Source organism: Ruegeria sp. BHSB058 (genome assembly GCF_059613285.1).
The window spans coordinates 1-24,751 of the sequence record NZ_JBXWSF010000047.1 but is presented as its reverse complement, the minus strand read 5'-3'; the positions used below and the strand labels follow the sequence as shown (position 1 = coordinate 24,751).

Annotated in this window: 26 protein-coding genes; 11 read left to right on the top strand and 15 right to left on the bottom strand. The window is 55.9% G+C overall.

The genetic code is table 11. The features are described from left to right. Positions 1–22: 22 nt before the first annotated feature. Positions 23–1,156 carry an alkane 1-monooxygenase gene (locus tag AC2FNB_RS12910; RefSeq protein WP_480748901.1) on the top strand — a complete coding sequence of 378 codons (1,134 nt, stop codon included), beginning with the start codon at positions 23–25 and terminating at the stop codon, positions 1,154–1,156. 98 nt (positions 1,157–1,254) lie between these two features. On the opposite strand, the gene AC2FNB_RS12905 is transcribed toward AC2FNB_RS12910, so the two are convergent. From AC2FNB_RS12905 to AC2FNB_RS12890, 4 genes are all read right to left on the bottom strand, one after another. Next, positions 1,255–2,637 carry an adenylate/guanylate cyclase domain-containing protein gene (locus tag AC2FNB_RS12905; RefSeq protein ID WP_496746886.1) on the bottom strand — a complete coding sequence of 461 codons (1,383 nt, stop codon included), beginning with the start codon at positions 2,635–2,637 and terminating at the stop codon, positions 1,255–1,257. Positions 2,638–2,798: 161 nt separating this feature from the next. Further along, on the bottom strand, positions 2,799–3,902 hold the full coding sequence (locus tag AC2FNB_RS12900; RefSeq protein ID WP_496746884.1) for a site-specific DNA-methyltransferase: 1,104 nt from the start codon (positions 3,900–3,902) through the stop codon (positions 2,799–2,801). Between the two features lie 106 nt (positions 3,903–4,008). After that, positions 4,009–4,620: a ribonuclease HII gene (rnhB, locus tag AC2FNB_RS12895; RefSeq protein WP_496746881.1), complete on the bottom strand. Its 612-nt coding sequence runs from the start codon at positions 4,618–4,620 to the stop codon at positions 4,009–4,011. Positions 4,621–4,732: 112 nt separating this feature from the next. Further along, a complete protein-coding gene (locus AC2FNB_RS12890) occupies positions 4,733–5,239 on the bottom strand; it encodes a hypothetical protein (protein WP_496746877.1) in 507 nt (168 codons plus the stop codon). A 176-nt stretch (positions 5,240–5,415) separates the two neighbouring features. Here AC2FNB_RS12890 and AC2FNB_RS12885 point away from each other — a divergent pair, with 176 nt between their 5' ends. From AC2FNB_RS12885 to AC2FNB_RS12875, 3 genes are all read left to right on the top strand, one after another. Next, entirely contained in the window at positions 5,416–5,703 is a 288-nt protein-coding gene (locus AC2FNB_RS12885; RefSeq protein WP_480748905.1) for a hypothetical protein, read from the top strand. After that, positions 5,675–6,376 (top strand): winged helix-turn-helix domain-containing protein, encoded by a 702-nt coding sequence (locus AC2FNB_RS12880; RefSeq protein ID WP_480748906.1) that lies wholly within the window; start codon positions 5,675–5,677, stop codon positions 6,374–6,376. Before AC2FNB_RS12885 ends, AC2FNB_RS12880 begins: the two co-directional genes overlap by 29 nt. A gap of 103 nt (positions 6,377–6,479) precedes the next feature. Next, positions 6,480–8,057 carry a DUF427 domain-containing protein gene (locus AC2FNB_RS12875; protein WP_496746868.1) on the top strand — a complete coding sequence of 526 codons (1,578 nt, stop codon included), beginning with the start codon at positions 6,480–6,482 and terminating at the stop codon, positions 8,055–8,057. A 66-nt stretch (positions 8,058–8,123) separates the two neighbouring features. Here AC2FNB_RS12875 and AC2FNB_RS12870 read toward each other — a convergent pair whose 3' ends face one another. The 6 genes from AC2FNB_RS12870 to AC2FNB_RS12845 form a co-directional block, all read right to left on the bottom strand. Then, positions 8,124–8,921 (bottom strand): DUF1217 domain-containing protein, encoded by a 798-nt coding sequence (locus AC2FNB_RS12870; protein ID WP_496746864.1) that lies wholly within the window; start codon positions 8,919–8,921, stop codon positions 8,124–8,126. Continuing rightward, entirely contained in the window at positions 8,918–9,319 is a 402-nt protein-coding gene (gene flbT, locus AC2FNB_RS12865) for a flagellar biosynthesis repressor FlbT (RefSeq protein ID WP_496746861.1), read from the bottom strand. The genes AC2FNB_RS12870 and flbT overlap by 4 nt, the downstream gene beginning before the upstream one ends. Then, entirely contained in the window at positions 9,316–9,693 is a 378-nt protein-coding gene (flaF, locus tag AC2FNB_RS12860) for a flagellar biosynthesis regulator FlaF (RefSeq protein WP_480748910.1), read from the bottom strand. The genes flbT and flaF overlap by 4 nt, the downstream gene beginning before the upstream one ends. Positions 9,694–9,769: 76 nt before the next feature. Then, positions 9,770–11,077, bottom strand: a complete 1,308-nt coding sequence (locus AC2FNB_RS12855; protein WP_480748911.1) for a flagellin N-terminal helical domain-containing protein — start codon at positions 11,075–11,077, stop codon at positions 9,770–9,772. 204 nt (positions 11,078–11,281) lie between these two features. After that, positions 11,282–11,641, bottom strand: coding sequence for a flagellar export chaperone FlgN (flgN, locus tag AC2FNB_RS12850; RefSeq protein ID WP_496746858.1), 360 nt, complete (start codon positions 11,639–11,641; stop codon positions 11,282–11,284). Beyond that, the gene (locus AC2FNB_RS12845) at positions 11,619–11,918 is read right to left on the bottom strand and encodes a rod-binding protein (RefSeq protein WP_496746856.1); all 300 of its coding nucleotides are present in this window, start codon (positions 11,916–11,918) and stop codon (positions 11,619–11,621) included. Before AC2FNB_RS12845 ends, flgN begins: the two co-directional genes overlap by 23 nt. Positions 11,919–11,987: 69 nt before the next feature. Between AC2FNB_RS12845 and fliK the strand changes: the two genes are divergently transcribed. The 3 genes from fliK (at position 11,988) to AC2FNB_RS12830 (ending at position 14,974) form a co-directional block, all read left to right on the top strand. Next, positions 11,988–13,364, top strand: coding sequence for a flagellar hook-length control protein FliK (gene fliK / locus AC2FNB_RS12840; protein ID WP_496746853.1), 1,377 nt, complete (start codon positions 11,988–11,990; stop codon positions 13,362–13,364). Positions 13,365–13,367: 3 nt separating this feature from the next. After that, positions 13,368–14,036 (top strand): flagellar hook capping FlgD N-terminal domain-containing protein, encoded by a 669-nt coding sequence (locus AC2FNB_RS12835; RefSeq protein ID WP_480748915.1) that lies wholly within the window; start codon positions 13,368–13,370, stop codon positions 14,034–14,036. 77 nt (positions 14,037–14,113) lie between these two features. Then, complete coding sequence (locus AC2FNB_RS12830) at positions 14,114–14,974, top strand: phosphotransferase family protein (protein WP_496746905.1); 861 nt, start codon at positions 14,114–14,116, stop codon at positions 14,972–14,974. Between the two features lies 1 nt (position 14,975). Here the strand turns inward: AC2FNB_RS12830 and AC2FNB_RS12825 are convergent, their stop codons facing one another. From AC2FNB_RS12825 to AC2FNB_RS12805, 5 genes are all read right to left on the bottom strand, one after another. Further along, entirely contained in the window at positions 14,976–16,277 is a 1,302-nt protein-coding gene (locus tag AC2FNB_RS12825; protein WP_496746849.1) for an NAD(P)/FAD-dependent oxidoreductase, read from the bottom strand. Then, positions 16,274–17,092, bottom strand: a complete 819-nt coding sequence (locus AC2FNB_RS12820; RefSeq protein ID WP_480748917.1) for an ABC transporter permease — start codon at positions 17,090–17,092, stop codon at positions 16,274–16,276. Before AC2FNB_RS12820 ends, AC2FNB_RS12825 begins: the two co-directional genes overlap by 4 nt. Continuing rightward, positions 17,089–17,970, bottom strand: coding sequence for an ABC transporter permease subunit (locus tag AC2FNB_RS12815; RefSeq protein ID WP_480748918.1), 882 nt, complete (start codon positions 17,968–17,970; stop codon positions 17,089–17,091). The genes AC2FNB_RS12820 and AC2FNB_RS12815 overlap by 4 nt, the downstream gene beginning before the upstream one ends. Continuing rightward, positions 17,970–19,097: an ABC transporter ATP-binding protein gene (locus tag AC2FNB_RS12810; RefSeq protein ID WP_480748919.1), complete on the bottom strand. Its 1,128-nt coding sequence runs from the start codon at positions 19,095–19,097 to the stop codon at positions 17,970–17,972. The genes AC2FNB_RS12815 and AC2FNB_RS12810 overlap by 1 nt, the downstream gene beginning before the upstream one ends. 72 nt (positions 19,098–19,169) lie before the next feature. After that, on the bottom strand, positions 19,170–20,255 hold the full coding sequence (locus AC2FNB_RS12805; RefSeq protein ID WP_496746847.1) for a polyamine ABC transporter substrate-binding protein: 1,086 nt from the start codon (positions 20,253–20,255) through the stop codon (positions 19,170–19,172). A gap of 146 nt (positions 20,256–20,401) precedes the next feature. Between AC2FNB_RS12805 and AC2FNB_RS12800 the strand changes: the two genes are divergently transcribed. From AC2FNB_RS12800 to AC2FNB_RS12785, 4 genes are all read left to right on the top strand, one after another. Further along, on the top strand, positions 20,402–21,076 hold the full coding sequence (locus tag AC2FNB_RS12800; protein WP_480749072.1) for a GntR family transcriptional regulator: 675 nt from the start codon (positions 20,402–20,404) through the stop codon (positions 21,074–21,076). A 79-nt stretch (positions 21,077–21,155) separates the two neighbouring features. Beyond that, positions 21,156–22,553 carry an aspartate aminotransferase family protein gene (locus AC2FNB_RS12795; protein ID WP_496746844.1) on the top strand — a complete coding sequence of 466 codons (1,398 nt, stop codon included), beginning with the start codon at positions 21,156–21,158 and terminating at the stop codon, positions 22,551–22,553. A gap of 354 nt (positions 22,554–22,907) precedes the next feature. Continuing rightward, on the top strand, positions 22,908–24,008 hold the full coding sequence (locus tag AC2FNB_RS12790) for an ABC transporter ATP-binding protein (protein ID WP_496746841.1): 1,101 nt from the start codon (positions 22,908–22,910) through the stop codon (positions 24,006–24,008). A gap of 82 nt (positions 24,009–24,090) precedes the next feature. Beyond that, positions 24,091–24,751, top strand: a 661-nt coding sequence (locus AC2FNB_RS12785) for an extracellular solute-binding protein (protein ID WP_496746839.1), incomplete at its 3' end; no start/stop codon positions are given.

Sequence of the window (24,751 nt, the reverse complement as noted above, 5' to 3'; positions counted from 1 at the left end):
AGTTGAATAACGGATCTCGAAAATGAACGCGACCAAAGCTCCGCCCTCCGGGCAATCCGCACTCCCCTACTGGATATCGTACCTGCTGGTTCCCCTGATCTGGTTCACGGCGGTCTTGGGAGGATGGTGGTTGATCCTTGTCCCCCTTGCGACATGGTGGGCATTTGCCGTTCTGGATCACCTGACGGGTCTTGACCTGGCAAACTCCGACCCCGACACGCCCGACGATGCGCTCGGCTGGCATATCCTTTTGACCAAGGTCTGGGTGCCGGTCCAGTTCGTAACCCTGTTCGGCCTGATCTGGTATGCCACCAGCGCAAACCATTTGGATACCGGCGAAAAGATCGCCCTGTTTTTCGGAATGGGGGTGCTGTCAGGCACCATCGGCATCAACTACAGCCACGAATTGATGCATCAGAAAAGCCGGGGTGAACGATGGCTGGGCGACATCCTGCTTGCGATGACGCTCTATTCGCATTTCCGCTCCGAACACCTGCTGGTGCATCACCGCTATGTCGGAACACCACGGGACCCGGTGACGGCACGCTATAACGAGGGCTTCCACCGGTTCTATCCCCGCGTCCTGCGCCAAAGCCTTTGCTCGGCCTTTCGCGCCGAACGGGACATGCTCGCCCGCAAGGATCTTCCATGGACCGATCCGTCAAATCCGTTCTGGCGCTACTGGGCGTTGCAGGCTGCGATGCTTTTGCTGGCGCTGCTAATCGGCGGATGGGCGGGGCTGGGCCTGTTCCTCGTTCAGGCAGCGACGGCAATCTGGCAACTGGAACTTGTGAACTATGTCGAACATTACGGCCTGACCCGGAAACATCTCGGGGACGGGAAATACGAACATGTCCGCCCCTGCCACTCCTGGAACGCGGCGCACAAGGCGTCGAACTGGCTGCTGATCAACCTTCAACGCCACTCCGACCATCACTACAAGCCCGACCGCCGGTTTCCGTTGTTGCAGAACCATACGCCCGATGCCGCACCGCAACTGCCCTATGGCTATCCGGTGATGACCGTGGCTGCGATGATCCCGCCACTCTGGCGCCGTGTGATGAACCCACGCGTTCGCGCATGGCGGCGGCAGTACTATCCCGAGATCACCAATTGGAAGCCGTATAGCAAGGCCCAGAACCCGGTCCCCCGGTAAAAGTCACGGCCGCATCGCGCGGGGTTTGCCCCGTGCGATGCCCGGCCCAACAGGAGGAGGCGCATCATTGATGCGCTTCCAACTGGCGGGAGCATTTCTCAGATCGTCCAGACATCCAGTGGCTGATCGACACCACGGATATTCTGATCCTTACGCAACTCGAATCCTGTCAGCAATTCGGGTTTCGCACCGGCATCCTGCATCGCGTGTCGCCGCAAATCGTCGCTCATCACGATTCGGGTGTCGAAATCGCGGGTCAGCGCCTCAAGCTTGGCGGCAACATTCACCGCATTGCCAATGACCGCGAATTCCAGCCGGTTGGCACCGATATCCCCCAGCACGACCGCGCCGAAATGTATCCCTATGCCGACCCGTATCTCAGGCTCGCCCGCGCGGCACCGGTCCAGGTTCCACCGGTCGATGACGTCAACCATCGAACGCGCGCAGGCCAGCGCGTTCGATGCATCCCGATCGCCCGCCAGCGGTGTGCCAAAGGTCGCCATCAGACCGTCGCCCAGATATTTGTCGAGCGTGCCACCGTGACGAAAGACCTCGCTTTCCATCCGTGCATGGAAGCCACGCAAAACCTCGATCACCGCATAAGGATCACGAGAGGCGGCGAATTTCGTAAAACCCACTATGTCGATAAACAAAACCGCCACATCGGCCTCGCGCACCTGTTTCAGCGGCTCGTCGTTCTGGCTCAGTTCCTCAACCACATTGGGCGAGAAATAGCGCGACAGGTTGGCCCGCTCCCGCTCCAGCCCCGCATTGGTCATCAACAACCGGTTGAGTCGCCGCATGGACACGCCCAGGGTCACGGCGACCATCACGAAGACAACGACCTGCTGGATACGCTGCGGGATCATGAAGCTGTTGGGATCAAGCAACTGGGCTACATCCGGGAACCCGGCAAAAGCCTTGGCAAACTGCTCGCTGAGACCCGGAACCGGAGTTGCAACCCACCATGCCACGATCCAGCCGACCGTCCACATGGCTGCGGTCCATGTTCCGATGGCAATCACCGTGCGCCAGGAATAGGCCAGCGTTCCGGCAGCCAGGATGATGAAGAAATACTGAAAGTTGTCGAACCGGTACTGCATCGCAAGCGGTCGAACGTCTTCGCTGAACGGGTTCGGAATCACCATGCCCAGCGTCATGATCAGCAAATCGGCAAAGATCAGAAACAGCTCCAACCGCGATTGCCCGACCCGCCCGGCCCGCCGGATCAGCCAGCCATTGGCGCAAATCAGCGCGAGTATGAAATGATAATAGAGAACATCCCAGTTCGGATTGAGAAACACCAAAAGCGGCGCAGTCAGACCCATCGCGATCCAGCGCGCGCGAACCGCCAGTTCCAGCCCCTCGCGCTTGTGTCGCTCCAGTGCGGCTTCGGTGTATTTGTTTTCCAGATCGAACTCATCCGGTCGCGAGATGGAAAACCGATCCAATCGTGAACGGAAGATGCTTGTGTCGGTCATGCCGGGGCCTCTTGCAGTCAAGCAGCAGACGGGAAATTCCCGGTCCATCCAATCACCCCGGACGACAAAGGAAAAGGCCCCGCCGTTTTCGGCGGGGCAAGTCATAGTGCCATGTGTCAGGCCACAGGCACCGGCGGTATGAGTGAGAATTTGAGTGAGTTTCAGTTGTACAATTCGGCACGTACCTGCTGTCGCAGCACGTCAATTGGGACAGTTTTGCCCTCGCGCTTGAAACACCAATAGGTCCAGCCATTGCAGGACGGCGCGTTTTCCAGATGCGCCCCAACCTGATGAATCGAGCCTTTGACGTTGTCTCCGATCAAAGTGCCATCGGCACGTACCTTGGCTTTGTGACGCCGGTTCATCGAGTACAACTCTTCTCCCGGACGCAAAAGGCCACGTTCAACCAACTGGCCAAAGGGAATGCGCGGCTCGGCGCGCTTGCTGGCGCTGACTTCCAACGCTTCACGATCGAACTTGCGCACATTGGCGATGCGCTTTTCTGCGACCTTGCGATAAGCCTCTTCCCGCTCGATCCCGATGAACTCCCGGCCCAGCATCTTGGCTACGGCGCCAGTGGTACCAGTACCAAAGAACGGGTCCAGCACGACGTCACCAGGGTTGGTCGATCCGATCAGCACACGATGCAACAACGATTCCGGCTTTTGCGTCGGATGTGCCTTGTCCCCGTTTTCGTCTTTGAGGCGCTCATGTCCTGTACAAATCGGCAGCACCCAGTCGCTGCGCATCTGTACACCTTCGTTCAACGCCTTCAGCGCCTCATAGTTGAACGTATATTTCGCGCCCTCGGATTTCGACGCCCAGATCATCGTTTCATGAGCATTTGTAAGGCGCTTGCCGCGGAAATTCGGCATCGGGTTGGATTTGCGCCACACGACATCATTCAAGATCCAGTATCCAGCGTCCTGAAGTGCGGACCCTACGCGGAAAATATTGTGATATGATCCGATGACCCAGATTGCACCGTTGGGTTTCAGCAAGCGCCGCGCAGCCTTGAGCCAGTCGCGGGTGAACTGATCATAGACCGCAAAGCTCGAAAACTGGTCCCAATGGTCATCAACCGCGTCCACCTGGGAATTGTCAGGGCGGTGTAGCTGCCCCTTGAGTTGCAGGTTATAAGGTGGGTCCGCGAAAATCAGGTCCACTGACGCCTCGGGCAGACTGTTCATCGTCTCGATGCAGTCGCCGGAAAGGATCGTGTTCAACGGGAGCGCGGTTGCGCCCTTGGTCTTGGTTGTGGTCATTTCTCTGCCTCAGATTCCACGGCGCTTTTGCGCTCATTTGGTTGAGACAAGGATGAGTCAATCCTGATTCGCCGTCAAATTCTTTTTTGAATCAGAGGGTTACGAATTACTCTTGATACAATATATTGTGGACAGGTTTGAACGAACGCCTATGGTGTGGGGTCACCCCAAGATTTCGGAGCGCCTCTTTGTGCTGTTTTGACGGATATCCGGCGTTGCTCTCCCAGCCATAGCCAGGATGCTGTTGCGCCAAATCCACCATCACCCGGTCGCGCCATATTTTCGCCGCAATTGAAGCCGCCGCAATTGATACGGATCGCGTATCGCCCTTGACCACCGCCTGACTCGGCAGGCCAAGGCCGCGCGGGATCATGTTGCCGTCGATCAACAGATAGTCGGGTGCAGGATCAAGGGCCGCGACCGCGCGCTCCATCGCCAGGTGAGAGGCACGCAGAATGTTAACTCGGTCAATCTCTTCAACGGTTGCCTCAGCAACCGATACCTCGGCGGACTCTCGTAAAATTTGATCCAGCCCCATGCGGCGTTTCGCACTCAACTTCTTGGAATCGTTCAGCCCCTCGGGGATGTTGCCCGGATCAAGAATTACTGCTGCGGCAACAACAGGCCCGGCCAAAGGGCCGCGACCCACTTCATCGACCCCTGCAATCCTGAGATAGCCACGCGCCCGAAGCGCCATTTCAATATCAAAACTGGGCATAGTCATCTTCATGGAAAACCGCGTTTTGCCTCATGGCGCAAGAAAAAAGGAAGGGCGGCCAAGTGCCACCCTCCCCAACGCGGTGCTTCTGCGGCGCCGCTGTGCTCGAAACTCAGCGATACTGGACGACGCGATATCCTTGCTGTCGCAGACAGCTTGGCTCATAGGCGTGACGTACGTGTTGCCCATTCCAGAACCCAACCTTGCAGGACTCGGGCAGCTTGCGTGCATGTTTGTAGTGTTTGTTCAGGCACCGTTGACCCAAGACGGGTCGGTTGCTCCCGTATCCATTGAATGTCCTCAAGCATCTTTGCGGAAGATCGTATCGCGCCACATGTCCCGGAATAGGACGGGCATGACGCCGGTCGCGGCTTCGGCTGTCGAAATTGTTGTCATCATAGTGATGCCGGTCATAGCGATTGTCGTAGTAACGGGTCACCGATTGCGACCGATCCTCTTTCTTGTTCTTGTTGTATTGATTGACGGCGGCTCCGATTATCGCGATTGCAGCCAGGCCACCCAGAATGTCATGCGCATCTGCGGCTTTCGCCCTTGATGCAGAAATACCAGTGATTCCGATGGCGGTGGCTACGATCAGAGCGATGAATTTACGGTGCATGGTGCATGTCCTTTCAATGTAATCCGCGATCCATGGGTAAGGACCGCCCTGTGATGCACCGAACCTGTCTGCACCCGCTTCAGACAGGCAATATCGTTCCTTTGTTATCCGATATCATTGCTGGCAAGGCCCTGTGGTTATTGAATATCGCGCGAAGCCCGCGCAGGATGCCGCTTATGAAACAGATCCTCACTTTGTTGGCCACTGCGGCCCTGATATCCCTGACACCCGCAGCGCATGCGGCAGACTGCTATGCCGACTATAAAGCCAAGCAGGATTCACCTTTGCGGCTTCACTATGGGGTTATGCAGGTATCAAACTGCTCGCAGGGTGGCGCGAAACAGGAAGTGTCTGCGCGGCTGAACGCAGCGGGCTGGAAGCTTTTGAATGTGATATCGGTCTTTGGCCCGGAAGGCCTGAACAAGAGGAAGGCGAATGCCGGACAGTTCTATCTCCGTTTCTGAAGCCCGGCGCTCGGGAACGCGGCTGGTCGGACTGGGCATTGCCGCAATCGTTGTGATCCTGATCATCGCAGCAGCGCTTTTGTTCTGGACCCTACCGGATGCAAACGCATTCAATGCGCGGGTTGAGCGGCTGTTTGTTGAAAGCGACCTGACGTCGCAGGCCGAGATCAAGTTGTTGGAAATTCTGGCACAGTCCGGAACCGCGTTTGCGGACACGCTGTCGAGTTACCGGATGGTGATCTTTGTTCTTCTTGTGTTTGCCAGCGCGATGATGATCGCCGCGCTGGTTTTTCTGGCGATGCTTGTCCTGCTGAACCGCCGCATGGCACAGATCGAACGCACTGGGATTCAGGTGACCTCCCTTTTGATAAGTCGCGAAGAGAACACCGTCTATCTCAACAACATGGATTTCAAACTGACCCCGGCAGCGATGGAAACTTTGTCTGTTCTGGCCGAATCCCGACTTGACGACGAAGTTCTATCGGGCGCCGAGATCGAGGGGATGATTTCAGGCAAGCACGCGTCTGAGTGCGACGAAGCGGCCGGAGCCACGCGGATCAAGCGTCTGCGCGACGCGCTGGGGAACCAGATGGTCAGCGAGTTGCTGGTCAAGAACATCGCCCGCAAAGGATATATGCTGGCGATCGAAAAAGACGTCATTCAGATGATCTGAGCGATTGCCAGCTCTCAATCGGTAAAAACATGGAGCGTGCCCTTGGCAAGCGCAGTTGCCGCGCCCATCCTTATGTTTCAGCTCAGGGGAAAGGAGGCCGCGCATGAACGTCCACAGCACCCCGCGCACCAAAGGGTACAGCATCTCGATCGAACCGTTGAAAGGCCGTATTGCCGCCTATCGCGGCGACATTCTGCTGGCCGAGAGCGTTCGCGCCAAGGTCATGTATGAAACGCGCCTGTCACCAACGATCTACTTCCCGAAAGAAGACGTGAAGGTGGCGCTTGGCGCACCGACTGAATTGCAGACCTTTTGTCCCTTTAAGGGCACGGCAACGTATCGCGACCTGGTTTTGGGGGAAGCACATGTGCCCAACTCGATATGGGCATACGAAGATGCGCTACCCGAGAGCGAAGGTATTCAGGGTTATGTAGGCTTCATGCCCGGTGCCTACACACGGATCGACCTTGGAGGAAACAAGCTTGTCGAACCCGAAGACGGGAATGTCGGCGGACCCCTGATCAACTGGCTGATGCGCGGAGCGTCGGCGATCGCGACACCCGAAGAATTCACCCAAGAGCTGGCCGAAAAGATGCTGGAACAGGGAATTGCGATCCAACGTCTGGGTATCCTCGTCTGGTCACTGCATCCGCTGATCGCGGGAAAGCACTACATCTGGGAAAAAGGGGAGAAAGAGATTTCCACTTTTGCGCCAACTTACGAAATCTATGACCATCCCGCCTATACCAACAGCCCGCTGCGGCATGTGTCGAACGGGCTGGGAGGAGTACGGCAACGGCTGACCGACGATTTCCCCGAAAACAGCTTTCCGATCATGGAGGATCTGCGCGCCAAGGGGGCGACCGACTATGTCGCCATGCCGATGCCGTTTTCCGACGGGCGGACGAATGTTTTAACGCTGACATGTGATCATCCGCAGGGGTTTACCACGGAAAATCTCGGGCTGGTGTTTGAATGCTCGGCCATCATCGGGCGGTTCTACGAAGTGTTCACACAGCGCGAAAACGCACAGACTCTTCTGGAAACCTATGTTGGAAAACGCACCGGCGCGAGGGTATTGGGTGGAGACATCCGGCGCGGAGACGGGGATGAGATTGATGCCGCGATCATGTTCTGCGATTTGCGCGGCTCGACCATGCTGGAAGAAAAACTGGGGCGAGCAGAATACATCAAGCTGTTGAATGATTTTTTCGAAACCGTCTCTGGTATCGTGCACGAGCATGGTGGTGAAGTTCTGAAGTTCATCGGCGACGCGGTGCTGGCCGTTTTCCCGGCTGGTGATGACCCGGCAATGGCGCGAATTCACTCGCAACGCTCGGCAGTCGAGATTGTCGAACGCTTGGCCGCGTTGCGTGCCACTGGCGTGGGCGCCCGGTGCGATTGCGCAATCGGCCTTTCCTATGGTCGCGTGACATTTGGCAATGTCGGCTCGCAAGAGAGACTGGACTTCACCGTCATAGGTCAGGCCGCCAATATCGCGGCTCGGTTAGGAGATTACGGCAAAACTGCCGGCCACCGAATTGTCGTTTCACAAGACATCGAACCGTCCTGTTCCGACGTGACGCCGTTGGGAAAAGTGCAGCTTCACAACGTGTCAGAGCCGGTTGTTTCGTATGCGGTTCGTACTCAAGCCGACTCCGCCGGAATGGGGCACGACTAGCTTTAGTTCTGATTTTCAATCTTTCCGGCTGAATCGACTAGCTTTTCGGGAGCAGCGCAACAATCATCACCGGCCGCGTCGAAGCAAAGTCAGCGCGATGCTGGCCGAGTTGGTTCCTGTGGCAAACGTTGATATCTGCGATTGCGCCAGGAAAACAGTGGTCAGGCTTGCCAGCTTTTGCGGCTGGGTGAATTGCGACAAGTCAGAAGACCCGGTTCGGGCACGCAGTTTATCTTTGAAGACCTCTAGTTGCTTGTCGATGTCAAGTTGCGCAAATGTGGACGGCAACGCCAGCGCCGTTTCCATCATTTCGCGCAAGGGCGGCAGGCTCATCAGTCGGAACCATTTTGCATCTTCCCTACCCGGACCCCCAGCCAGCGCCGGCAACTCATGCTGTGCGTACAGTGCCACCCGCATGGACTCGTTGGATTCACCAACAGAAATTTCAAAACGGGACGACAGGTTTTTGCGAACGATTTCTGCCATTTGCGCGGACGTTCTGGTTGTCGCCGTCTCTCCGGGACCAAATCCGAAAGCGGCCGAAAAGTTACGATATCTTTGGTCCGAGAGCCGGTTCGCCAACGCGTCATCCGCGCGGGTTCCGTCTTCGAGAACCTTGCGAATAAAGTAGGTGTTGTTGATATCTTCCTCTAACCCAAAAGCCCCCAAAGCAACCCGCAGCAATTGCCGGTCGGATACCAGGTCTTTGGCCGATTTGATACTTGGGATCTTTTCGAGGAAATACTGCGATTCCCGCTCCAGCCTCGGTGATTTGGAGAAAGCCTGAAATTGGGTGAGGTAAGTGCGCTGCAAAAACCGCCACCCAACCAAGCCATCCGAGGGTATTACGGGCCGAAAGCTCATTGCCGGTACGCCATTAACCGTTCCTCGCGAGGCAAGAGTGAGCGCAGCGATTTGAGGCATCTGTAAAACTGCCCGGAAATAAGGGCATCAGTTGCCTCTGCCAGAATCGACCGACTGTCAGGATCGGTGAACACCTGGCTCAACTCTTCGACACGACGAAGCAGTGACAGGCGTGCCTCTTCCCCGCTCATATCCCCCGACAGGACAAGCTGTATTGCATAACACACACGCCTAACCGGGGTTGTGGCTTGATCGGGGTGAATGGCATCGCGCAGCCTCAGCACATTCGCCTGTGGTGTCATGATCGAAAATCGGCTTCGGCGCTCGCCGTTTTCGATCACGACGCCGTTGATCAGAACCCGTTCTTTCGGCGCAAGTTTGAGAACCAGCCCTGTCATGCCGCAAGCTCCACTCGGCGCAACCCCCGCATTACCGCAAGGTTGATTTCTACCAACGGATCCACTGTGGCTTTGCCGGACAAGACCAGGCCGCTGTGGTAATGGGTAAACTCGGCAAGATAGAAGATTCTGGCCCGCAAGTCCTCAGGCAACGCGTTTTCCTTATCCGCAACCTCTGTAGCAAGTAGGGTCCAGAGCCTCCGGTTTTCGTGCAGAGCTTCTGCAAATCGGCCGAACTCGACATTCTGTTTGGAAGCTGCTGATTTCAGTCTGTGTGTAATGCGCGAAATCGCGTCATACTCCGTATCTCGCGGGGTGCTGATCGGCACATGCGCCTGCGCATAAGCTTTCTGAGCGAGTGTTTGCGGTGTCACTTGGGATCCTTCCGATTTCTCTCAGGCTGGGTTTTGTTGCCGGAGCGCGTTTCCGCGCTCCGGCGAGGATCCACAATCAGCGGAACAGCGACAGAATCGTCTGCGGCGCTTGGTTGGCGATCGACAGCGACTGAACCGCAAGCTGTTGCTGGGTTTGCAGAGCCTGCAATCTGGCCGAAGCTTCTTCCATATCCGCGTCGACCATCGCCCCGATTCCGGACTTCAGCGAGTCGCTGAGCTTGGAGACAAAATCCGACTGCGTTTCGATCCGACCGCGAGCCGAGCCGAACGAGGCTGCCGCATCGATCGATGTCTGGATCAGGCTTTCGATTTCAGTCAGCGCACTTTTTGCGCCGGCTTCGGTGGACACATCGATACCAGCCAGCCCCTCAAGGCCGCCCCCAATCGCAACATCCGAAGTTTCAATTGCCTGAAGCGACACATTGTTGCCGGTGCCAGTCTCACCTGTGAAGGTGATCGTAGCGACGCCATCGGACGCGACAGAAACCGACGCAGCGAGGCTGGACCCTGCGGACAGCGTGCCGTCCTCAATAGCCGCAGCGACTCGTTCGTTGAACGCCTTGGCCAACCCGTTTGCAACGTCAGCCTGCGTGTCACCATCACGGGCCACATAGGATACGTCCCGGCTCGCATCATCGAAAGCCGCCCCAACCGTACCCGCAGCACCTGAAATGTTGATCTGGATGCCGGTTCCGGCCGTTACGCTGTCGACGACCAAAGTGGTCGTGGGTGCGGTTGCGGCGCCAGTCAATGCGACTGCAGAGGCAGCATCAAGACCGCCACTGATTGTTGCGCCCGATCCAGCCGCCGCAGCGGTACCAACCGACCAATCAGTCGCTTCGATGCCCAAATCGAACTTACCGACGTCAATGTGGCTGACATCCACCGTGCCATCCGGGTTCCGGTCCAGCGAGCTGAGAACCTGAACTGTGCCCGACCCAGCGGCCGTATCCTTGTTGGTCAGCAGATTGAGGCCGTTGAACTGTGCAGCGCCGACTACCGAGTTGATCTGATCCCGCAGCGCAGAAATGTCGGTCTGGATCTTTCCACGGTCGACGTTTTCTTCCTGTGCGGCAACGATCTTGCCTTTGATCTGAGTCAGCAGATCGGTCACGGATTCGGCACCGTTTTGCGCCACCGCCACGGTCGATTCCCCCAGCGACAGACTGTCGGAAATCCCTTTGAACCCCTTTACATCGGATTCCATGACCTTTGAAATCGCCCACACCGCCGCGTTGTCCTTGGCGGAGGCGACAGACTTGCCAGTCGAAATCTCGCTTTGGGTCATGCCGAGGTTCTTGTTGACCGCCTTCAAGGTCTGCAGCGCGACCATTGCGCCATTGTTCGTCAGAATACTGGACATTTTATTTCCTCTTTCCATGGGTGATTTGTCACCCTGTTTCATCCCGCGCGGAGTAGCGGGCTTGGTGTCTTTCTGACTTTTGCGATTGACCTTGAGGACATCGCGCCACCCGTTCGTTAGGTGCACCCTCAAATTGGGCGATGATGTCCTAATGGATTGCTAAAGGGTGCGGCCTTCATTTGGTCAATTTGAATCAACGCCGATCTATGCCCGTTTTTCCAGGGTTCGGTCATTGCGTATTGCAAAACGATCTCTGCGACCATCGCGCTGATACACCTCAAACCCTTGCTTGACGCGATTCATTTCCGCGATGCGAGAGGCAACATTATGAATACCTTCCATCGCACCCTGCAGCAGGAACTGATTCCTTTCGATCTGGCTTTGTAGTCCGCGCAGCGCGCCCGTTTCGCCGTCCTGACCATTTTTTAATTCGTTGATCAGGCTTTCTTTTTTTTCCGTCAGGGCCTCCAACTGATCAAGTCGACCCTTAATCAATATGGCCTGCTCTTTCTCCAACACCTCAAATAGCGCGCTGATCAGGTCATTCCGACTGTCGTGTGCCATTCTCAGCCTCCATCAAAACGTTGAAAATCATTTCGGTCAGGCCGATACCGCCTGCCTTGGTCATATGTTCCGCTTGCTCGCGAACAAGCATGGATGAAAACTGTTCTTCTCCTACCCCACCGCCAAAAGCACCGCCTGATTTCGTTAGGCCTGCGGATTTCAGCATTTCTGCCAGAAAGGTCGCTTCAACATCTTGCGCCGCTTTCCAGGCGGCTTGGGCCTGGTGAGGAATTGCGCTGTCAAAAGGCACAGACGGTGCGTGTCGCGAAATCTGCATAAGACACCTCGAAAATTACGTTCAAACGGGGTGATGAAATCGTATGGCGGTTAAAAAAAAAATAACCGGTTGGGGATCAATCTGGAGCGATCAACAATTGCGCAGGTGGCAATGAACACAATCAGCCCCATAAATCCGACCGGCTCTGGCCCGGCTGTAGAGCGCCGGCCCGAAACCGCTCTGTCGCGGGACGCCGCACAGCCCCCAAAAGACGCAAGGCCCTTCGACAGTTTCATGAAAGCGGCTGACGACAATAGCACGGCAGAGTCGTCCGATACCGCGCATTTGCCCGACGCAGAGAATTCGGAAACACCGGATGAGAAGCTGGGTCAGGATGATTTGCAGTTTTTATCAACAGGAGCACAAACCCCGGGTGACGAACGTCTCGAAGATGCTCGTGCATTCGAAATTTCTGGGAAACCCAATGCAGACGCGGGTGCGGGTGCGCCAAATTCAGGAAAAGACCAGGTCACCTTGACCAACGACGCGGAACAGCCGCCCGACCCCTTAAATTCTGTCGTACAGAAGGATGACCGATCTCGGGCAGAACCTGAATTAGGAAAGAACACGAAAGCACCAGAGTTCGCTGGCCCGGGCAGTCAATTTCTATCTGCGGTTACAAGCGATGCAGATTTTCGCGCGCGACAATCGCTAGCGGCCATCCGCGCTGGCGCAATTCTGGACTCCGAGAACAGCGGGGCAGCCGTATCGGAGGCCACTGTCAAAGTGGCGGGAAAACTCGAGAACACCAAGGTCGCTGCGGCGGATCTGGCGACCAGCCACGATTCGGAAGAAAAGATCAGAACAGATGTCACGGCTTCTGCCTCACCCACGCCTGCTGAGAAAGCGGACAGCTCTCTGGCGACTGGCTTCAAAGTGATGGCTCAACCAGTACAAATGTCTGCGATGTCCTTTGGCGTTTCAAACCTCGAACGGTTGCTGGATACTGATCGTGCGCACTCCGAACTTTGGCCAAGTTCGCACAGTGATGACACCATTAGCGGGTTTGACGTGACGCAAGTCGGGCTGTCAAAAGAAAACAGTTACATGCCGACGACAAGGGTCGAGACAGTGCGGTTCATCGGCGGACAGTTGTCCGCCGCAATTTCCGCTAAGCCCGGGACTGACAAGATCGAAATAACCCTCAATCCCCAAGAGTTGGGGCGCGTTTCCATGGGGTTGAGCACAAAGGACGACGTCTTGGTTTTATCGATCACGGGTGATCGCGCCGAAACGCTGGACCTGATGCGCCGCCATATTTCAGAGCTTTCCGCCGAGTTTCGCGAACTGGGGTATAACTCTATCTCTTTTGATTTTCACAATCGCGATCAAGGCTCGTCCAGAAAGGAAAAGACACCAAATCCGGAGAGCTCAAGTGACGACCGTGAAATCTTCGATACCCGACCCATTCGAGTTGCGGGATCGGGTCTTGATCTGAGGATTTGAATAATGTCTGGAACTATCGAACCAATCTTGCCTACGAACACCAGAACTTCTGGTACCACATCAGCATCAAGCACGTCCGCACTTACATCCGATTTCGAGACATTTCTCAAGATGCTGACTGCACAGGCGCAAAACCAGGACCCCCTGGAACCTATCGGCTCGTCTGAATATGCGGCACAGCTGGCACAGTTTTCAATGGTCGAACAGCAGGTGAAAACTAATGAAACCCTGTCGGTACTCGTCGCAAAACTGGGACAGCCCGGTTTTTCAGAGTTGGCAGGTTGGGTCGGACTGGAGGTTACTGCAGTTGCACCTGCAAATTACCAAGGCGAGCCGGTGACCATATCCTGGCCTCGTGTACCCGATGCCGACAAAGCTATTCTGAAAATCGTCGATTCAAACGGCGCAACCGTTGACCGAATCGAATTCTCCACCACTACACAATCCGTCGTCTGGAACGGCCAGGACAGCAGCGGAAACGCTGTTCCTTTCGGCCTCTATTCTTTTGCGGTCGAAAGTTATGCCAAGGATGTACTGGTCGAAAACTCTCTGGCGGCGGTGAGTGAAAAAGTCTTTGAAGCGCAGGTGGCAGGTGGCGAAATTACTCTTGTGCTTTCCGGCGGGCAGACGATTTTGCCCTCAGATGTCGCATCGGTGCGAGCGAAGAGTTGATCTAATGGACAGGACAGGTCAAACGGTGGCGAAAAATCGCCAATGCCGAACCGTAATACAAGGAACTCACCTTGACCGTGGACTCGCCTCCTCCGGACGCTTTGATCAAGGACCTGCTGCAATTGGGCGTGTATTGCTCCGGCGACAGGTTCGAAACGCTATATGGCGGGAGGACCAACCGGGTTTGGAAACTCGCGGGCCAGCATTCGGATCAGGTTCTCAAACTGTATCAAAGCGGTTTTGCAAATCCCCTGTTTCGCAATGACGCTCGGCTTGAAGCGGAATGCCTGCGTGTCTTCAAGAGTAGCGGTTTTGTTCCACAACTGAGGGCTACTGGTGTCTGCGGCGCAGAAAGCTGGGTGCTTTATGATCATGCACCCGGATCACCCTGGCGCGAAAACCCCGAGACCGTGGCACATCTTCTGAACAGACTACACAGCAGCAATGTCACGATCCCCGTTCCCGAAGGATGTAACGGAAGCGATGACCTGGCACGCCATGCCGAGGATATCCTGAACCTTTGCGAACCGGATGACCGAGACGTAGTGATGCTCCGCCGCCCCAACAGGGATGTTCCCCCCTTGTCCGACCGACGCTTGATTCACGGCGACCCGGTCGCGGGCAACATACTGATCTCAGGAAAGCGTGCGACGCTCATAGACTGGCAATGTCCCGCCTTTGGCGACCCCTGCGAAGATTTGGCGCTCTTTTTGTCACCTGCCATGCAGTGGCTTTACCGGGGACAACCGCTGAGCCAAGACGAAATCAAGTGTTTTCTGGACGCGTATCACGATGTCGATATTGTCGCGCGATATCATGAATTGCGCCACTGGTTCGGCTGGCGCATGGCTGCCTATTGCCTGTGGCGCAGTCGAAACGGCGCCAAGGACTACGAGACCGGATTGCAGCTGGAACTGGACGCTTTGAGCGATCTCTAGATCACAGATCGGCCAGCCCCATCGCGGCATAGGCCGGCGGCATCAGTATACGACGGCAGCGACCGAACGGGAACTTCTCCGGGCGTCGTGACATCGGGCCGGGGAGACCCGAAGGCTGTCCCATTGCCAAACGCGCCAAGGCGCGCCCGGCATAAGTGCCCATTGCCACGCCGTTGCCATGATAGGCAAAACCCGTGAACACACCGTTTAGACCAGAAACAGGGCCGACGTAAGGCGTCAAGCTGCGCGCGAGACACACCATCCCCGACCACATATTTGTCGCCTCGACCATTGCCCAAGCGGGAAACATACGTTCGAAATCCCGCCTGACTTTTACTCGGATCGCACGCTCAGCGGTTGGGGACGAAAGCAATCCACCGCGCATTCCGAACAGGAACCGCCGATCCGGCATGAGCCGGAAATAGTGCAGCAGATTGCGGGTGTCATAGGCCATCTGATCCGATGTCCAGCCTTGCGCCTCAAGCTCGACTTCTGTCAGCGGGCGCGTCACCATAACCGTGGATTGGGCGGGCATGTACCGACCGGCCAGCCAATCCGGCATGTCCTCGCTTGAATACCCGTTCGTGCAAATCAAAATGGCTTTACATGTAACCCGTCCGTTCGCGGTCGCCACCGTATGGCCCGCCGCCCTGCTTTGGATCGAAAGCGCGGGGCTTTTCTGGAAAAGCCTCGCCCCCGCTTGTTGTGCCGCAAAGGCAAGACCGAACAGATATTTTCGGGGGTTCAAAGCAAAACCGACGGGATAGGTGTAGCCGCCAAAGAATTGGCCACCAAATCCCAATGCCGCCAGATCTTTGCGTTCATGAACAACGCCCCCTGCTTCCGCCCGCCGTCGCACGGCATCCATTGCCCGCGCCGTGTGGGCCAGTTGCGTTTCGCCCCTCGAGTGTTTGTCAGCGTCGATTCCGTGATCCTGCAACAATCGAGACACCAGTTCCACGGACTCGACCTCTGCCGCTTCGAATGCTTCGGTGGCGGTGCGGCCATATCGACGCCGCATGGCATCTTGGCTCAACTTGGACCCGCCGAGACAACAGAACCCGCCGTTGCGCCCGGATGCACCCCATCCCGGTGTTTCGGCCTCAAGCACGGCAGTCGAAACACCGGCTTTAGCAAGATGCAACGCCGCCGAGATGCCTGTGAAACCCCCGCCGACGATGGTCACATCCACCTCAAGATCACCTTCGAGAACTGGCCAAGACGGCGCCTGAATTGTCTGATCCCACCAGCACCCGTTCCGCGGACCAGGCCCATAGGTGTAGTCTGGAAAGATCCGCTTCATTGCGCGCGAGCCGCTGCCTGTTCATCCTGTTTTTGCCGGACCATCGCGCGTTTGGACACCAGCGACGCGGCGATAACCCCTACGGTCACGATGCCGATCATGATGGTGGACAAGGCATTGATTTCCGGGCTGACCCCCAGACGAACCGCCGAGAAGATCTTGATCGGCAAGGTGGTGGCTGAAGGACCGGTGGTAAACGACGCTATGACCAGATCATCCAGCGACAGCGTAAACGCCAGCAACCAGCCCGATATCACCGCAGGCGCAATGATCGGGAGTGTTACCAAACGAAAGGCTTGCGCCGGGGAGCAACCCAGATCAAGTGCAGCTTCTTCCAAGGATTGGTCAAACGTCACCAGACGCGACGAGACCACGACAGAAACGTAGCACATCGAGAACGTCGTATGTGCAAGCACGACTGTGAAAACACCTCGATCCAGACCAATGCCGATAAACAAAAGCAGTAGCGACAAGCCAGTGATTACTTCAGGCATTACAAGCGGGGCATAGATCATGCCAGAAAACACTGTTCGGCCCAGAAAACGGCCACCGCGCACCAGAACATACGCTGCCATTGTCCCGAGAATTGTTGCGAGCGTCGACGAAAACACCGCCACCCGCAGCGTCACCCACGCCGCATCCAGAAATGCTTCATTGCGGATCAACTCCCCATACCATTTGGTCGAGAACCCGGCCCACACGGTAACCAGTTTGCTTTCGTTGAAACTGAAGATGATCAGGATGACCATCGGGATATAAAGAAACGCGAATCCCAGCGTCAGCGAGACAACGTTGAACCAGCTAAGCCTGTTCATTTTTCCGCCTCCGCCTGTTTCTGCTGGTTGCGCTGGAATAGCACGATCGGGATCACGAGGATCAGGAGCAGCACCACGGCCACGGCCGACGCAACCGGCCAGTCGCGGTTCGAGAAGAATTCCTCCCAAAGAACCTTGCCGATCATCAGCGTTCCGGACCCTCCCAAAAGCGACGGGATCACGAACTCGCCGATCACCGGGATCATCACCAGGAAACACCCGGCGATGATGCCGGGGCGCGACAGCGGCACGGTGACGAGCCAGAAAGCCTGTGTACGAGAGCACCCCAGATCCTCGGCGGCTTCGATCAACGAGCCGTCAAGCCGGTCGAGCGCAGAATAGATAGGCAGGATCATGAAGGGCAGATAGGTGTAGACGATACCGACATAGACAGCTTTTTGTGTGTTCAGGATCGTCAGTGGCTCCGAGATAATTCCCGTCCACAACAACAGTTGATTGAGGAAACCCTCGTTGCTCAGAATACCCATCCACGCATAAACCCGGATCAGGAACGACGTCCAGAACGGCAAAATCACCAGCATCATCAGCGTCGGACGCCATTCTTCGGGCGCCCGGGCCATGCCATAGGCGATGGGATACCCCACGAGCAATGTCAGGAATGTCGAGATGATCGCGATTTTGAGGCTCGACAGATAAGCCTTCCAGTACAAGGCATCCTCGGTCAAGAAGATGAAGTTTTCGAAATCCAGCTCGCTAAGGAAGGCCCCGATGCCTTCAGCCCAGTCGAATTGCGGAACGTAAGGCGGTATTGATAGCGCCGTGTCCGACAGCGATATCTTGAGAACAATGGCGAAAGGCACCAGAAACAGCGCCAAAAGCCAGAAATACGGGACGGCGATCAGGACGAAGCGACGCATCAGTCTGCCAGCGGCACCGCAGCCGTAGCTGTCCACGACAGCCAGACAGGGTCTTCCCAAGTGAAGGAGCGGCGCGAGATACGGCGTGTATTGGCCGTCTGCGCCTTGATGATCGTGCCGTTCGGTAGCTCAACATGATAGGTCGACAAGTTGCCCAGATAGGCAATGTCGTGCACTTTACCCTGAACGGCATTGGCTGCATCTGCAGGACGCTCGGCTGAAATCGTCACTTTCTCCGGCCGTATCGCCAGATGGCAGGTCTGACCGGTGGCAAACGTCTGAGCTGATCTGGTTATGATCGGTGCTTGCCCGTCGGCCCAGTCGACCTTGTAAGTATCTTCGCCGTCGGGCGTTGCCCGGCCTTCGATGATGTTCACGTCTCCAATGAAATCAGCCACATAAACCGACGCAGGGTTTTCATAGATCTTGTCCGGCGTGGCCACCTGCATCAGTTTACCCTGATCCATCACTGCGACACGGCTGGCGACGGTCATCGCTTCTTCCTGATCGTGGGTAACGATCACAAAGGTGGTGCCCGTTTTTTCTTGGATGTCCATCAGTTCGAACTGGGTGTCCTGCCTCAGCTTTTTGTCAAGCGCTCCGAGGGGTTCATCCAGCAACAGAAGTTTGGGCGCTTTGGCCAAGGACCGGGCCAGAGCCACTCGCTGTCTCTGACCACCAGAAATCTGGTGCGGTTTGCGGCGGGCGAACTGTTCCAGACGGGTCAGGCGAAGCATTTCTTCGACACGGTTTTCCAGATCCAGTTTCGGCATGTTGTCGCGGCGAAGGCCAAAGGCAATGTTGTCCCAAACGCTGAGATGCGGAAACAAAGCGTAGGACTGGAACATCATGTTCACCGCCCTTTTGTTTGGCGGAATAGGGTCGATATCCTTCCCACCCAGCATGATGTGCCCTTCGGTGGGTTTTTCGAAACCCGCAAGCATCCGCATCATGGTGGTCTTACCGCAGCCGGATGGACCCAGAAGGGCAAAGAACTCCCGCTCGTAGATATCAAGCGAAAGATTGTCGATCGCAGTGAACTGACCAAACCGTTTTGTGACGTTCTGAAACTGGATCAATGGTTTCGCCTGTGGATCTTCCCACGGCGCAAAGACGGAAGAATTCAAAACGGACCCCCGTTAAGTTGACTTCACCGATAGAAATAGCGGAGAAGGTAAAACCCACTCCGCCCCTCAAGATCAGGTTCCCGACTTGATCTTGGTCCACAGGCGCGTCGCCGCGCGCTGGGTCTTTGCCGGATAGGGCGTTGTAATAAAGAGGTTTTCCATGGTCGCTTCGTCCGGGTAGATCGCCGGGTCGCCAATCACATCCTCTTCCAGGAACTCCTGGCTCGCCTTATTGCCGTTGGCGTAATAGACATAGTTTGATGCTGCTGCCATGTTGTTGGCATCGAGAATGAAATTCAGGAATTTGTGCGCGCCGTCTGGATTCGGAGCGTCAACCGGAATTGCCATTTGGTCAAACCACATCTGCGCGCCTTCTTTGGCCGCGTGATAAGCGATTTCCACCCCATTATCGGCTTCAGCCGCACGGTCCCGCGCTTGCAGGATGTCGCCAGACCACCCGACAGCGACGCAGATATCACCGTTTGCCAGCGCATTGATGTATTCGGAACTGTGGAATTTCTGGATATGAGGCCGGATCGCCATGAATACCGGCTCGGTCTTGGCGATTACATCCGGATCGTGGCTATCCGGGTCTTCACCGATGTATTTCAGCACCATTGGAATCATCTCTGCCGGCGCATCCAGGAAATGCACACCACATCCCGCCAGCTTCGACATGTTGTCCGGGTTCAGCACAAGTTCAAGGCTATCGATGGGCGCATCTTCTCCCAGGATCTCCTTCACCTTGCCAACATTCACACCGATCCCGGTGGTACCCCACATGTAGTTTATCGAATAGGCGTTGTCGGGGTCATATCCCGCAGTCCGTTCCTGGATTACATCCCAAAGATTGTCTGCATTGGGCAGCTTGCTGGTATCCAGCTTCTGGAACGCCCCGGCCTGGATCTGACGTTGCAAGAACGTTCCCGACGGAACCACAACGTCATAACCCGAGCCACCGGCGAGCATCTTGGTTTCCAGAACCTCATTGCTGTCGAATACGTCGTAGATCAGCGTCAGGCCGGTTTCTTCCTGGAACTTGGCCAGTAAATCCTCGTCGATATAGTCCGACCAGTTGTAGACGCGCACCTCTTCGGCGAATGCAGCCGAGGTCCCCAACGCGAATACGGTCGTGAGTGTCAGCGATTTGAATGTCATGTTTCTCTCCCTGCGAATGTACCGTTATCATCCCGTTTTTTTGGATTTGATCAAGTTTTGCGTTCCACGGCAATACAGTTTATGGTTTCAAGCGGCGTCGTGCGCTGCATTCCGAGACCAACAAGATCAGGATAAACCTTTTGAATATGATCAAAAATAGAGCTTCTGACCGAAATTCAAGCGACGAAAAACGCCCCGCACATGAGCAAGTTTATCACGTGCTCAGATCACAAATCCTGTTCGGCGAGATGGTTCCCGGCCAGCCTGTGACGATTCAAGGGCTGACTGATTCGCTGGGTGCCGGAATGACTCCGGTACGAGAGGCGATCAGACGCCTGATATCCGATGGGGCTCTGGTTTTTCAGGGAAATCGCAGGGTCAGCGTTCCCATTTTGAGCAAGGGCGATATCGAGCAATTGATCTTCGCAAGAAAAGTAATTGAATCAGAGCTTTCAAGGCGTGCCGGAGGTCTTATGACCCCCAAGCAAATAGATGCCCTGGAAGACATCGATCGCCGCGTTGACGAGTGCATCTCTGCTGGTGATGTTGGCGGGTATCTACTGAACAACTATGCGTTTCACACAACAATCTACAGCCATGCCGACGCTCCTGTCCTGTGCGATCTGGCAGAACGTTTGTGGCTACGATTCGGCCCCTCTTTGCGCGTCGTGTGCGGTCGCTTCGGCACGCACAGCCTTCCGGATCGACACAAAGACATAGTGGAATGCCTACGCAATAAAGACGCCGCAGGCGTCGGACGGGCTATGGCCCATGATGTCGAGCAAGGCATGGAACTTATGGCGGGCGCTCTCTCAAAATAATCATTGCGAAGTGATTCGATTGACTTCGCCAAATTTGATCATATTGTGAAGGTCGACAGATTCCGCAGGAGATTTCACGATGTCCACGATCACCAATCACATGCCCACAGCCGAGCTTCAGGCCCTTGATGCGGCCCACCACATGCACCCGTTCACTGAAAACGACGGACTGGCAAAAAAGGGCGCGCGCGTTATCACCCGCGCCAAAGGCGTGTTTCTGACCGACAGTGAGGGGGAAGAGATTCTGGACGCCATGGCAGGCCTGTGGTGTGTAAACATCGGCTATGGCCGCGACGAGCTTGCGGAGGTTGCCGCGCGGCAAATGCGGGAACTGCCTTATTACAATACGTTCTTTCAGACGACCCATGTTCCTGCGATCGCATTGGCGGAAAAGATCGCTAACCTGGCGCCTGGTGACTTGAATCATGTGTTCTTTGCTGGGAGCGGCTCCGAAGCCAACGACACGAACATTCGATTGGTGCGTACCTATTGGGACAGCAAAGGTAAATCTGGCAAGAATATCATCATTAGCCGCAAGAACGGTTATCACGGTTCCACCGTCGGCTCTGCCTCGCTCGGCGGGATGCCGGCAATGCACGCTCAGGGCGGCATCCCGATTCCGAACATCCACCATATAAATCAACCCAACTGGTGGGCCGAAGGCACTGACATGGACCCCGAAGAATTCGGCCTTGCACGCGCACGTGAATTGGAAGAAGCCATTCTCGAGCTTGGCGAAGACCGCGTTGCCGCCTTTATTGCCGAACCGGTTCAGGGCGCGGGCGGTGTGATCGTGGCGCCCGACAGCTATTGGCCTGAAATCCAGCGGATTTGCGACAAATACGAAATCCTCTTGATCGCGGATGAAGTGATCTGTGGCTTCGGTCGTACTGGCAACTGGTTCGGCTCGGAAACTGTTGGCATCAAACCGCATATCATGACCATCGCCAAAGGCCTCAGCTCGGGCTACGCACCAATAGGCGGCTCGATCGTTTGCGACGAGGTTGCCAAAGTGATTGCAGGTGTGGAATTCAACCACGGCTATACCTATTCGGGCCATCCTGTTGCCGCAGCAGTCGCTCTGGAAAACCTCCGCATCATGGAGGAAGAAGACATTGTCGGGCGTGTGAAAAACGTGACCGCCCCATACCTCAAGGAAAAGTGGGAAGCCCTGATCGATCATCCACTGGTTGGAGAAGCCAAGATCGTCGGTATGATGGCGTCGATTGCCCTGACCCCCAACAAAGAGGCACGGGCAAAATTTGCGTCCGAACCAGGTACGATCGGATACATTTGCCGCGACAAGTGTTTTGCAAACAACCTGATCATGCGTCATGTCGGCGACCGCATGATCATTTCTCCGCCGCTGGTTATCACCCATACAGAGATCGACGAGATGTTTGTCCGCATCCGCAAGTCACTGGACGAAGCTTATGCCGAAATCCTTGACAGGGATCTTTTGAAGGAAGCTGCGTAACACTCGGCCAAAAAGCCAGGACAACTTGAGGCATGGCCGGTCATTTCGAATGACCGGCCCAATTCTTGCAACTTGTGCAACGGCAGCTTCTTCCTGTGTGCAACCAAAACCGGATACACATCCAAAGAATGTCGCATTGTTGCACAACAGTGTCGCTCTGAGTCGCTGCCGCATACCAAAGCTGCATTCAAATTCCAACGACAGAAATCAGTGACCCTATACGCGGTAATGACGAAAATCTTACTTTCGGTCACCGAAATTTATTAATTTCATGCCTAGCGCTCGTTATGCTTGGTGTGATTAGATCACAAAAAGCGCAGAGGAAATCTGCCTAACAGCAAATGGGGAGACAACTTGGCCGACGCTTCGAACAACAGCGCGTTCGTCGAATTTGAGCGCGTGCAAAAAAGCTATGACGGCGAGACTCTGGTCGTCAAAGATCTCAATCTAACAATGCCCAAAGGCGAGTTTCTGACGATGCTCGGTCCGTCGGGTTCCGGAAAAACCACTTGCCTTATGATGCTGGCCGGTTTCGAAACTGCCACTCACGGCGACATCCGGCTTGGTGGCGTTTCCATTAACAACATCCCACCTCATAAACGCGGCATCGGCATGGTGTTTCAAAACTATGCCCTGTTCCCGCACATGACGATTGCCGAAAACCTCTCTTTCCCGCTGGAAGTCCGAAATATGGGCAAGTCCGAGCGCGAAGAGAAGGTCAAGCGCGCGCTTGACATGGTCGAAATGGGCGCATTCGGTGGACGCCGGCCGGCGCAGCTTTCAGGTGGTCAGCAACAGCGGATCGCCTTGGCCCGCGCTCTGGTTTTCGAACCGGAACTGGTTCTGATGGACGAACCTCTGGGTGCATTGGACAAGCAACTGCGGGAAAAGATGCAGTTCGAAATCACCCACTTGGCGCACCGCCTGGGTATCACGGTGGTCTATGTGACCCACGACCAGACCGAAGCGTTGACAATGTCCGACCGGGTCGCGGTGTTCAACGACGGCGTTATCCAACAACTCGCACCACCAGATACTCTGTACGAGGAACCGTCCAACAGCTTCGTGGCCCAGTTCATCGGCGAGAACAATACGCTAGAAGGCGAAGTCAAGGAAATCAAGGACGGTATCGCAGTTGTCCAGTTGGACGGCGGCGGTCTGATCGATTGCAAACCGGTCAACGTAAGCAAACCGGGGGAACGCACGCGGGTTTCCATTCGTCCAGAGCGAGTTGAATACAACAAGGAACGTTTGCAGAAAGGCGCCCACACACTGAACGCCGAAGTTTTGGAGTTCATTTACATGGGCGATATCTTCCGCACACGTTTGCGCGTTGCCGGGAACGATGAATTCGTCATCAAAACCCGTAACGCGCCGGACCAAGTCCGCTTGCAGCCGGGCCAGCAGATTGAGATCGGCTGGCTTCCCGAGGACTGCCGCGCACTTGACGCTTAACAAGGCGCTCTTGCGCGCTGGATTGTCCACTTCGGCGCGCAATCCACCACAAGAACCAAGTTCAACAAGGAGAAAGATAAACATGAAACTTTCGCAACTCTCTACTCTGGTTGCTACGACGGCACTCATTGCTCCTGCCGCGATTGCGCAGGACATGGCCGATGAAATGACCATCGTGTCCTGGGGCGGCGCGTATTCTGCCTCGCAGCAGAACGCCTATCACACTCCGTACTCGGAAAAGACCGGCGTCAAGATCATCAACGACGAAAGCTCGGCCGAAGCAGTCGCAAAGCTCCGGGCAATGAACGAAGCCGGCAATGTCACCTGGGACGTCGTTGACGTCGTGGCATCGGACGCCATGCGCCTTTGCGACGAAGGCTTGGCGGAAGAACTGGATCACGATGCGATTCTCGCCGCGGCTCCCGATGGGACGCCGGCAACTGAGGACTTTGGCGAACTGATCGTTTCCGACTGCTTTGTTCCGCAGATCGTCTATTCGACAACTTTCGGCTATCGCACCGACTTGGTTGGGGATACTCCGCCGACCACCGTCTGCGACGTCTTTGACCTTGAAAAGTATCCGGGCAAGCGTTCGCTGCAGAAACGCCCGATCGACAACATGGAATGGGCCCTCTACTGCGACGGTGTTGCCAAAGAAGACATCTATGACACGCTCAGCACGCCCGAAGGCGTTGAGCAGGCACTGGCCAAACTCGACACAATCAAGGACCAAGTGGTCTGGT

Coding starts and splice junctions, on each gene's coding strand:
- AC2FNB_RS12855 (WP_480748911.1), bottom strand. CDS start 11,077: ATGTCCAGTATTCTGACGAACAATGGCGCAATGGTCGCGCTGCAGACC.
- flbT (WP_496746861.1), bottom strand. CDS start 9,319: ATGACAGGGCTGGTTCTCAAACTTGCGCCGAAAGAACGGGTTCTGATC.
- AC2FNB_RS12890 (WP_496746877.1), bottom strand. CDS start 5,239: ATGCACCGTAAATTCATCGCTCTGATCGTAGCCACCGCCATCGGAATC.
- AC2FNB_RS12910 (WP_480748901.1), top strand. CDS start 23: ATGAACGCGACCAAAGCTCCGCCCTCCGGGCAATCCGCACTCCCCTAC.
- AC2FNB_RS12875 (WP_496746868.1), top strand. CDS start 6,480: ATGAACGTCCACAGCACCCCGCGCACCAAAGGGTACAGCATCTCGATC.
- AC2FNB_RS12825 (WP_496746849.1), bottom strand. CDS start 16,277: ATGAAGCGGATCTTTCCAGACTACACCTATGGGCCTGGTCCGCGGAAC.
- AC2FNB_RS12795 (WP_496746844.1), top strand. CDS start 21,156: ATGTCCACGATCACCAATCACATGCCCACAGCCGAGCTTCAGGCCCTT.
- AC2FNB_RS12845 (WP_496746856.1), bottom strand. CDS start 11,918: ATGCAGATTTCGCGACACGCACCGTCTGTGCCTTTTGACAGCGCAATT.
- AC2FNB_RS12880 (WP_480748906.1), top strand. CDS start 5,675: ATGCCGGACAGTTCTATCTCCGTTTCTGAAGCCCGGCGCTCGGGAACG.
- AC2FNB_RS12870 (WP_496746864.1), bottom strand. CDS start 8,921: ATGAGCTTTCGGCCCGTAATACCCTCGGATGGCTTGGTTGGGTGGCGG.
- AC2FNB_RS12885 (WP_480748905.1), top strand. CDS start 5,416: ATGAAACAGATCCTCACTTTGTTGGCCACTGCGGCCCTGATATCCCTG.
- rnhB (WP_496746881.1), bottom strand. CDS start 4,620: ATGCCCAGTTTTGATATTGAAATGGCGCTTCGGGCGCGTGGCTATCTC.
- AC2FNB_RS12905 (WP_496746886.1), bottom strand. CDS start 2,637: ATGACCGACACAAGCATCTTCCGTTCACGATTGGATCGGTTTTCCATC.
- AC2FNB_RS12805 (WP_496746847.1), bottom strand. CDS start 20,255: ATGACATTCAAATCGCTGACACTCACGACCGTATTCGCGTTGGGGACC.
- AC2FNB_RS12900 (WP_496746884.1), bottom strand. CDS start 3,902: ATGACCACAACCAAGACCAAGGGCGCAACCGCGCTCCCGTTGAACACG.
- AC2FNB_RS12835 (WP_480748915.1), top strand. CDS start 13,368: ATGTCTGGAACTATCGAACCAATCTTGCCTACGAACACCAGAACTTCT.
- AC2FNB_RS12815 (WP_480748918.1), bottom strand. CDS start 17,970: ATGCGTCGCTTCGTCCTGATCGCCGTCCCGTATTTCTGGCTTTTGGCG.
- flgN (WP_496746858.1), bottom strand. CDS start 11,641: ATGGCACACGACAGTCGGAATGACCTGATCAGCGCGCTATTTGAGGTG.
- AC2FNB_RS12800 (WP_480749072.1), top strand. CDS start 20,402: ATGATCAAAAATAGAGCTTCTGACCGAAATTCAAGCGACGAAAAACGC.
- AC2FNB_RS12820 (WP_480748917.1), bottom strand. CDS start 17,092: ATGAACAGGCTTAGCTGGTTCAACGTTGTCTCGCTGACGCTGGGATTC.